7 protein-coding genes are annotated in these 9,122 nt (G+C 73.8%); 3 read left to right on the top strand and 4 right to left on the bottom strand.

Annotated elements, in window-relative coordinates; translation table 11 throughout:
• Positions 1-1,602, top strand: a 1,602-nt coding sequence (locus VQ02_RS09540; RefSeq protein ID WP_048443949.1) for a helicase-related protein, incomplete at its 5' end; no start/stop codon positions are given.
• A 49-nt stretch (positions 1,603-1,651) separates the two neighbouring features.
• Positions 1,652-2,365: a ligase-associated DNA damage response endonuclease PdeM gene (pdeM, locus tag VQ02_RS09535; RefSeq protein WP_048443948.1), complete on the top strand. Its 714-nt coding sequence runs from the start codon at positions 1,652-1,654 to the stop codon at positions 2,363-2,365.
• 10 nt (positions 2,366-2,375) lie between these two features.
• On the opposite strand, the gene VQ02_RS09530 is transcribed toward pdeM, so the two are convergent.
• From VQ02_RS09530 to VQ02_RS09515, 4 genes are all read right to left on the bottom strand, one after another.
• Positions 2,376-2,813, bottom strand: a complete 438-nt coding sequence (locus VQ02_RS09530; RefSeq protein WP_048443943.1) for a DUF3429 domain-containing protein — start codon at positions 2,811-2,813, stop codon at positions 2,376-2,378.
• On the bottom strand, positions 2,813-3,577 hold the full coding sequence (locus VQ02_RS09525) for a TIGR02186 family protein (protein WP_048443942.1): 765 nt from the start codon (positions 3,575-3,577) through the stop codon (positions 2,813-2,815). The genes VQ02_RS09530 and VQ02_RS09525 overlap by 1 nt, the downstream gene beginning before the upstream one ends.
• Positions 3,578-3,617: 40 nt before the next feature.
• Positions 3,618-4,541 (bottom strand): sulfite exporter TauE/SafE family protein, encoded by a 924-nt coding sequence (locus tag VQ02_RS09520; protein WP_048443941.1) that lies wholly within the window; start codon positions 4,539-4,541, stop codon positions 3,618-3,620.
• A gap of 139 nt (positions 4,542-4,680) precedes the next feature.
• A complete protein-coding gene (locus tag VQ02_RS09515; RefSeq protein WP_245239671.1) occupies positions 4,681-7,767 on the bottom strand; it encodes a hypothetical protein in 3,087 nt (1,028 codons plus the stop codon).
• A 737-nt stretch (positions 7,768-8,504) separates the two neighbouring features.
• Here VQ02_RS09515 and VQ02_RS09510 point away from each other — a divergent pair.
• A complete protein-coding gene (locus VQ02_RS09510; protein ID WP_048443939.1) occupies positions 8,505-8,966 on the top strand; it encodes a MerR family transcriptional regulator in 462 nt (153 codons plus the stop codon).
• Positions 8,967-9,122 lie beyond the last annotated feature (156 nt).

Genomic DNA, 9,122 nt, shown 5'->3' with positions numbered 1-9,122 from the left:
CGCCGCCGGGTCGAGGCGGCGATGGCGGCCGGCGTGCTCCGGGCGGTGGTCTGCACCGCGACCCTCGACCTCGGCATCGACTGGGGCGACGTCGACCTCGTCGTCAACATCGGCGCGCCAAAGGGGGCGAGCCGGATCATGCAGCGGATCGGCCGCGCCAACCACCGCATGGACGAGCCGTCGAAGGCCTACCTCGTGCCGGCCAACCGCTTCGAGATGCTGGAATGCCGCGCCGCCCTCGACGCCGTCGAGGAGGCGGCGCAGGACACGCCCGACCCCCGCACCGGCGCCCTCGACGTGCTGGCCCAGCACGTCCTCGGCATGGCCTGCGCCGGGCCCGTCAGCGAGGACGAACTCTACGACGAGGTGCGGGCGGCCGCTCCTTTCGCCGACCTCGCCCGCGACGACTTCATGCTCGTCCTCGACTACGTCGCCACCGGCGGCTACGCGCTTAGGGCCTACGAGCGCTTCGCCAAGATCCTGCGCGGGCCGGACGGGCTGTGGCGGGTGCGCGACGCCCGCACCGCTCAAGCGTACCGGATGAATGTCGGCACGATCATCGAGTCGACCACCGTCAAGGTGCGGCTCGCCCGGCGCAACCGCACCAAGCCCGGCAGCGTGCTGCCGGCCGGTGGCCGGGTGCTCGGCGAGATCGAGGAGGATTTCGCCGAGACCCTGACGGTGGGCGACACCTTCCTGTTCGCCGGCGAGGTGCTGCGCTTCGAGGGCCTGCACGAAGACGAGGCCCTGGTGACCCGCGGGCCCCCCGGCACCGACCCGGCGATCCCGAGCTACGCCGGCTCGAAGTTCCCGCTCTCGACCTTCCTGGCCGCCCGGGTGCGGGCGCTGATCGCCGACCCGTTCGAGTGGGACCGGCTGCCGGCCCAAGTGGCCGACTACCTGGTGCAGCAGCGCCGGCGCTCCGTGCTGCCGGGGGCCCGGGACCTCCTGGTCGAGACCTTTCCGCGCGCCAACCGCCACTACCTCGCCTGCTTCCCGTTCGAGGGGCGGCTCGCCCACCAGACGCTGGGCATGCTGCTGACCCGGCGGCTGGAGCGGGCCGGGATGCGGCCGCTCGGCTTCGCCGCCAACGATTACGGCCTCGCGGTCTTCGGCAGCCGCGACCTCTCGGAGCGCATCGGCCGCGAGCCGGGCTTCCTCGACGCCCTGTTCGCGCAGGACATGCTCGGCGACGACCTCGAGGAGTGGCTCGACGAATCGGCGATGATGAAGCGCACCTTCCGGCAATGCGCGGTCATCGCCGGGCTGATCGAGCGCCGTCATCCGGGCCAGCGCAAGACCGGGCGCCAGGTCACGATCTCGACCGACCTGATCTACGACGTGCTGCGCAAGCACCAGCCCGGCCACCTGCTGCTGCGGGCGGCGCGGCAGGATGCGGCAACCGGACTCCTCGACGTGGCCCGCCTCGGCGTGATGCTTGCGCGCATTCAGGGGCGAATCATCCACAAGGCCCTCGACCGGGTGTCGCCGCTCTCCGTGAACGTGATGCTCGAGATCGGGCGCGAGCGCGTCTACGGCGAAGGGGCGGACGAGATCCTGGCCGAGGCCGAGGCGGCGCTGCTCGACGAGGCGCTGGCGTGAGAACGAACAGACCGGAGGGCGCCCCGCTCCGCAAAGGACGATGACGACCGTGGCGCTGCCGCTGAAGCTCGAGAAGACTCACAAGACCCCAGGCGTGACGCTGGCCGGAGAAACCCTCGCCCTCGACCTCAGCGGCGGCTTGTGGCTGCCCGAGCACCGCACCCTGGTGGTCTCCGACCTGCACCTCGAGAAGGGCTCGGCCTTCGCCGCCCGCTCGGGCCAGTTCCTGCCGCCCTACGACACCCGCGAGACCCTGGCCTCCCTGCACGAGGCGGTGGCGCGGCTCGACCCGGCCCGGGTCGTGTGCTTGGGCGACTCCTTCCACGACGCGCAGGGGCCCGCCCGCCTCGACGTGACCGACCGCGCCCTCATCGCCGCCCTGCAGGAGGGCCGCGACTGGGTCTGGATCTCCGGCAACCACGACCGGGCGGTGCAGGACGGCGTCGGCGGCCGCTTCGCCGACACGCTGACCCTCGGGGGTCTCACCCTGCGGCACGAGCCGGATCCCGCGGCTGCGCCGGGCGAGGTTGCCGGCCACTTCCACCCGGTCGGCAAGGTGGCGATGCGCGGCCGCGCTGTCCGCCGGCGCTGCTTCGTCCTCGATGCCCGGCGGCTGGTGATGCCGGCCTTCGGCTCGCTCACCGGCGGGCTCAACGTCCGCTCCGAGGTGTTCGACCGGCTCTTCCCCGACGGCTTCACCGCGCATCTCATCGGCGACGGCCGCGTCTTCGCCATCGGCCGGGCGATGCTGACGCGGGATTGACCGGGGCCGCTCAGGCCGTCCCGAGGAAGCCCGCCGCCAGCAGCGCCAGCCCGGCCACCCCCGACAGCACCAGCCGCAGCTGCCCGAGCCAGGCCGGGACCAGTCCGCGCCGGGGCAGGTCCTGGTCGATGAGGCCCCAGGCCAGCGCCAGGGCGCCCAGCGCCCGCAGGTCCCAGGGGCCGGGCGCGAACAGGGCCGCCCAGGCGATGAGCGAGGGCACCACCGCTACGGCGTAGTCGGCGCCCCGCCCCTCCGGCGAGGCGGCGGCCGCGCCCCAGCGCAGCCCGCCGAGGAACGACGCGATGACGGCACCGTAGCCGGCGAGCAGCGGGCGCGGCGCGATCCCGAAGGGCGCCTGCCCCAGGATCACGAGGGCACTGAGCCCCAAGAACGGAATCAGGCCCGCGGCGCCGAGGATCAGGGCGGCGGGGGGCGCGGCGCGGTGCATCAGTCTCTCCGGAAGATCACGCTGGCGAGCCAGCCGGAGATGAGCGCCAGGGCGCCGGCGGCAAGCCCGTAGGCCAGCGACCAATCGCGGGCGGCGGCCGCGATCCGCTGCTCGATGCCGGACTTGACGAGGTCGAAGCGCTCCTCGCGCCGCGCCAGCGCCACGCCGCCGGCGAGCAGCACCACCTCGACGTCGTAGGCGCCGACCGGGGCCGTCGCCGGCAGCGGCGCGGTGGTGCGGAAGACCGATGGGGACAGGAACCGTACCCCGGCCTCGCTCTCGGTGAACAGGCGTTCGCGCTGGCGCAGGCGCAGCAGGGCCTCGCGGAAAGGGTCGTCCGCCGTCGGCGCCGTCAAGGTCAGGTCGGGCGAGGCGATGATGGAGGCAAGGCCGAGGCGCAGGCGGCGGCGCGTCGCCTCGTCCGCGACCTCCGCCAGGGGGCGCGAGGACAGGACCGCCAGGAAGCTCGGCACCTCGGCGAATTTCTGCTGGCTGCGGTTGACCCAGGCGGGTCCCAGGGCCTCCTTCTCGCGCACCGTCAGGGACTGGCGCGGCCCGCGGATCGTCACCACCACATCGTAGCCGCCGGCGCGCGACGCCGCCTGGCCGTCGCGCTCGATGGCGCCGAACACCGCCACCGAGGTTCCCGCGTAGGTCGAGGTGACGGCGAGCCGGTTGAACGACAGGCTCACCACCAGGGCCTCCGGCCGGGCCGGCCCCGCCAGGAGCAGGAGGGCGAGGAGGCCGGGTGCGAGGGCGCGCATCAGCGCCCTCCACCGGGCGGAGGACCCAGGACGGTGCGCATCAGCGCGCCTCCTGGACCACGATCGAGAACGGTTCCTCCGGGCGCAGGACGAGCTCGACCGCGAAGCGCAGACCCACCGCCAGGACCAGGATCGCCAGCAGGAACCGGAAATACTCCGAGCGCAGGTTGCGCCCGGCCCGCGCCCCGAACTGGGCCCCGAACACCCCGCCGGCGATCAGGATCACCGCCAGCACGATGTCGACCGCTTGGTTCTGCACCGCGTGCAGCACCAGGGCGACGAAGCTGGTGCAGAGGATCTGGAACTGCGAGGTGCCCACCACCACGCCGGTAGGCACGCGCATCAGGTAGAGGAGCGCCGGGACCAGGATGAAGCCGCCGCCGATGCCGAGGACCGCGCCGGTGAAGCCGACGAACAGCGCGAGGCCGAGGATCGGGATCACGCTGGCGTAGAGGCGCGAGCGCGGGAAGCGCATCCGCAGCGGCCAGGCCATGTAGGCGGCGTGGTCGCCGCCGAGACGGGCCGGGCGCGCCCGGCCCCGCCGCCTCGCCCAGAAGCCGCGCAGGCTCTCCGTCAGCATGAGCCCGCCCACCACGGTGAACAGGGTGACGTAGGCGACCGTGATGATGAGGTCGAGCTGGCCCGCCCGCCGCACGGCGGCGAAGAACCAGACCCCCAGGCTCGTGCCCACGAAGCCCCCGAGGACCAGGACGAGGCCGAGGCGCAGGTCGAGGGCGTTGCGCCGCAGGGCCGCCAGCACGCTGGTGGTCGAGGAGGCGACGATCGGCGCGGTCTGGGTCGCCACCGCGATCGCCGGCGGGATCCCCATGACGATCAGGATCGGCGTCATCAGGAAGCCGCCGCCGATGCCGAACAGCCCCGACACGAAGCCGACCGCCGCGCCGAGCCCGAGCAGGACCAGGACGCTCACGGGCATCTCGGCGATCGGAAGGTAGATCTGCAACGACGGGACGGTCCGGTGCGGTGCGGGATCCCGATCTAGACCAGTTTTCGCCGCACGGGAAACCGTGGCCCGCCCGAATGCCGACGGGCGCGAACCGGCCCCGGCCCGCGCCCGTCGATCGTTCTTGGCCGCGCGGGGCTTACACCTTGCCGGTGCCCCGGCCGACGCTGAGAGGCGGCGGCGCGCCGATGAGCGACATGGCGCCCGGAGTCGCCGCGGTCTCGACGCGTGCGGCCGGGGGATCGTTCACCGCCGGATCGGGGGTCTTCGCCTTCCAGGCCTCGGCGGCGGCGCGGGCCGCCGCCAGATCCTTCGGTGCCAGCTTGCCCGCCACCTCGTCGCGCTTGCGTCCGGCATCGTCGTCGCCCTGCGCGGCGGCGGCGGCGAACCAGCCATAGGCCTGGCCCAGGTCCTGGTTGATGCCGAGCCCGCGGGCGAGCAGCACCGCGAGGTTGTACTGGCTGTCGCGAACCCCGTACTCGGCGGCCTTGCGGAACCAGTTCGCGGCGGAGGCGTAATCGGGCTTGCCGCCGGCGGCGCCGGACTCGGCCAGCATCACCGCGAGGTTGTGCATCGCCCGGACGTGGCCCTGGATCGCCGCGCGGCCATACCAGAGCCGGGCCTTGTCCTGGTCGCGGACGAGGCCGAGCCCCTTCTCGTACTGGCTGCCGAGGCGGTACTGCGCCGGGGCGTAGCCGGCCCCGGCCAGGCGGTCGAACAGCTTGGCGGCGAGCGCCGCGTCCCGCGGCAGGCCGCGGCCGTCGACGGCGCGGCTGGCGAGCTCGTAGATCGCCGCCCCGTCGCCCTCGAGCGCCGCCTGGCGCAGGGCGGCGGCACCGGCCGGAATGCCCGCCATCTCGTTGCCGAGGGAGGCCATGTCGGACACGCGCGGCGGCGCCGGCCTGGCCGCGGCCTTGACGTCCGAAGCCCGCTCGCCGCCGGCCTCGGCGCCTTTCTGGGAGCCGGCTTCAGCACCTTTCTGGGCACCGGCGTCGGCCCCTTTCGGACCGCCGGCCTCCGGCTTCGCGGTGGCCGTGTCGGCTGCCGGCGGCACGCTCCCGGGCGGCTTCGGGGCGGGCAGCGCCGCGAAGGCCTGGGTCGTGGCCGGCTCGACCGGCGCCGTCGCCTCGCGGGAGATCGTCGGCGCACCGGTACGCACGCCGGAGCCGTGCAGGGCCTGCAGCGTCCCGAGGGCCAGCACGATCGCGGCAAGCCCGAGGAGCAGCGGGCGGCGGCGGCGCTCGATCCCGGCCCGCAGTCGCTCGACCAGGCTGCCCTGGGAGCCGGCGCTCCGCTCGGCCGCCGGCGGGCCCTGGCCGGTATCGGCCGCCTCCGCTGCCGCCGCCTGGGCGGCGCGGCGGGCCGCCGCGATGAAGCTCGCCTTGATGTCGCCGGCCGGCATCTCCGGAGCCGGACCGGACTCTCCTTGCGGGCTGCGCGGACGGACGGCGCCGGGCTCGAGCATCTCGTCGGCGGGGCTCGGCGTCGCGGCCCGGGGCGCCTCCGGGCGGCGGGCGGACCGCTCGGGTGCCGCCGTGGACTCGCGCAGCGTCTCGCGCAGGCTGCGGGCCGCCCGGCGCGGCGGCGCGGCGAGGGCCGCAGGCGCGCTCTCGCCCCGGCGATCGCCGTCCAGGTGGTTGAGCCGGGTGACCAGCTGCTCGAGGACGGAATGCACGCCCTCCATGGTGGCCTGCAGGCGCTTGTCGGCGGCGGCCTGCTGCGACCGCATGTCCGCCAGGACGGCCTGGAGGCCGCCCAGCCCCTCCGCCGCCGCGGTGCCCTGCCGTTCGGCCCCGATCGAGTCGGCGACGCTGCGGGCGGCCCGCTCCGCCGCGGCCTGGATCGGTGCCTCGTCGCGCAGGAGCGCCACCTGGGCCAGGAGGTCGCCCATGGTGCGCTCGAGCCCGGCGAGGGCCGGGTCGCTGCCGCGGGTGTCGATCCGGCTCGCCAGCGCCAGGACCTGGCGCTCGAGGCCGTCGAGAGCCTCGCCGCCCGCCCCCTGCCCGACCCGGTCGAGCTTGTCGGCGAGGTTGCGCAGCATGCCGTGGATCGAGGCGAGGTCGCCGCTCGGGAGCGCCGGCTGGCGCAGGGCGTCGCCGATCTGCTCGAGCCGCTCCATCACGTCGCCGACGGTGTTCACCGCCGCGACCTGGTCGACCTTGGCCGAGAGGGCGTCGATGCGGCCCAGGATGTCGCCCGCCGCGTCCGGCCGCTCCCGCCGCTCGGCCCGCAGGTCGTCGAGCTTGCGATCGAGGTCGGCGATGCCCTGCGCCAGGGCCGGAGCCTCGGCGGACGGAGCCCGGACGCCCTGGCGGATCTCCTCCAGCAGCGGCCGCAGCTCGTGCATCAGCGCCGGGCTGTCGAACATCCCGTTGCCGAGCCGGGTCACGGTCTCGGTGAGCTCGTCCACCGACCGGGCGAGATTCTGCACCCGGGAAGGCTCGGCGAGCGCGGCGAGCTGGCCGCGGATCTCGTCGAGTTCGCCGAACAGCTTGGCGACCGCGTCGCGGTCCGCGAGCCCGGTCCGGTCGGTGCCCAGCGCCCCGTCGACTTGACGGGCGAGGCGCTCGACGTCCTGGGCCACCCGGGCGTGCACGTTGGCCGCCACGTCCTCGGCCAGGCGGCCGACCTGGACCCGCATCAGGTCGATCGGTCCGGCGACGGCGACGAGGTCGGCCGGGTCGCGGGCCCGCTGCACCTCGTCGGCGAGGGTGCGCACCGCCTGCTCGAGCGTCACGAGGTCGCCGCTGGTGGCAAGCGCCCCGATCGATTCGCGCAGGCGCGTCGTCTCGGCCTGAAGGCCCGCGATGGCCGGCGAGAGCGCGTCGGCCGCGGTCGTCTCCATCACCCGGGCGAGGTCGCGCCGCAGGCCGTCGACCAGGAGATCCCGGTCATCGTCGGGACCGCCCTCGTCGAGCTGCTGCTGGCGCTGGCGGATCTCCGCCACCGCGGCGGCAAGGCTGTCGGGCGCCGGGCGGGTGCGCCGGCCCGCCGGACGGGGGGTGGTGTCGGCGAGGCGGGTCTCGATGCCCTGCACGGCCTTGGCGACGGCCTCGTCCGAGGCCTCGCGGGTCTCGCTGATGCGACGGTCGATGGCGTCGAGCCGCCGGCCGATCGCCGCCACCGCCTCGAGCAGCCGGGGGTCGGCGCCGGCGGGGTCGGGCCGCGCCGGGGCGGGCTCCGCTGCCGCCGGCCGGGACGGGCGCGGGCGCTGGGCTCGCGGCATGTCGGGCTGCCAGGTCCGCTCGGGTCGCCTGCCTTCGGGGCTCTCCGGGCCCGGGAACCCGTCGTGACGCGCGCGGCGCGCGGCGGCGCGCCGGGATTGCTGTCTTACGCCCGCCCGCGCCGAGCCCTCGCTGATCGCTTCCGCGAGCCACTCGTCCACCGACAATCCGGCGCGCCGCGCCGCTTCCCGAGCGGCGTCACGCAGGTCCGGATCGAAGGAATCGAGTGTAGGAGCGGTCCGTCTCATGGCGGGCTCTGCGAAAGGGGCAAAAAGGAACTCGCGGAAAGGCGCTGGTCGACTGACCGGCGGAAACCCCGCGCCCTGCTCGATCTGAAGATTCGGTCAGCAGCCGCAGCCTGAAAGGTTCCTGCCGGCACTTTCGATCGGCACGGTAAACAAGCCGTTAAGCAACGTTCCGGCCTCGGAACCACGGTCGGTCGCCCCCCAATCGTTGCGTGCGCAACTTAGTATTGGGCGATTTGTGTTCACAACTCATGGGCGAGCTGCCGCACGCCGGACGGGCGTTTTTGACGAAATTTGCCGCCCATATGAGGCGTAACGGTAATGTGATTTTACGCCTAAAGGGCTGATACAAAACATGTTTTACCGTAAGTAACACACGCTCAAGTTGACGTTACCTTTCCCTTAGGTAGGTCATTTGACCTTCTTTGTGTCACAGGGCGTCACGAGACGCCGCTGGACGAGCAGTGGTGCGTGTCTCAGACGGGGGAAACGGCATGGCTTATGATCGGCAAATCGAGAGCGGCAAGGCGGCGACCGCCCGCTCGGGCGGAGCCGCTTCGCGCACCGGACGGCCGACCGGCCGCTCCACCGCACCGGCGACCCTGACGATCGGCGATCTCGCCGAGGAGTTCGGCGTGACGCTGCGCGCCCTGCGCTTCTACGAGGCGAAGGGCCTGCTGCACCCGCAACGTCGCGGCACGACCCGACTCTACACCGAGGACGATCGCTCGCGGCTCGCCACCATCCTGCGCGGCAAGGAGCTCGGCTTCACCTTGCGGGAAATCGCCGCGATGGTCGATGGCGACGAGCTCGCCGAGGCCGGCGCGGGCGCGACCCTCGCCCTCTCCCCGGCTCAGGTCGCCGAGCAGATCGCCCACCTCGAGAACCAGAAGGCGGAGATCGAGCGGGCGCTCGAGGCGCTCCGGGGCTACGGCAAGACGGTCGCGAGCGCCTGAGGCGCCGGCTTTCCGGCGGCGCCCGCGGGGGTGGGCGCCGCCCGGATTCCGGCTGGCCCGGCGGTACCGGCGCGGCACCGCGCGGCCCCCCCTTCCGTCCCGCACCTTGATAGTTTACATATGAACTATCTCGCCGCGGGGCTTCCGCGGAGGGTT

It is taken from the genome of Methylobacterium variabile (assembly GCF_001043975.1).
Taxonomy (GTDB): domain Bacteria; phylum Pseudomonadota; class Alphaproteobacteria; order Rhizobiales; family Beijerinckiaceae; genus Methylobacterium; species Methylobacterium variabile.
The sequence above is the reverse complement of the archived record's forward strand: the minus strand, read 5'-3'. Positions and strand labels throughout refer to the sequence as shown.